Annotated in this window: 1 protein-coding gene; it reads right to left on the minus strand. The window is 65.5% G+C overall.

The features are described 5' to 3' along the window. On the minus strand, nucleotides 1-438 hold a 438-nt coding region (locus tag AC0L2F_RS35760), incomplete at both ends, for a 3'-5' exonuclease (protein ID WP_473251528.1).

Consider the following 438-nt stretch of genomic DNA (forward strand, 5'->3'; position numbering starts at 1 on the left):
CAGGCGCGGCTCCACGTCGCGCAGGTAGATCTCGGTCCGGAGAAACGCGAGCTCGGTGTCCAGCGCCGACTCGCAGACGTCGACGTACCAGGACTTTGGCCGACCGTCCGTGCCGTCGCTCCAGCGATAGCCGCGCCGCTTCAGCGAATCCTTGAGTTCGAACGGCGACTGTTCGGCCCAGATCCGGATAGTCTTCTGTCGTGCGGTCTCGAGCAGGACGGCGAGCGCGGGCGCGCCGGTCGTTGGTAGGTCGAAGTCCAAGATCTCGAGCAGCGCGTGACAGTCGTCAACCGCGCGGTGCGCCTGGTGAAAATAGCCGGCGCCATTCAGAAGGTAGCCGAGCTTCGCTCCATCGAAGCCGTGCTGCCGCCACTGGACCTCGGTCGCGGAGCATGCCCACGCCTTCCGCTCGAAGACGGGCCAGTAGCGTTCGGAAAA

The sequence above is a fragment of the Bradyrhizobium sp. Ken64 genome (assembly GCF_055807555.1).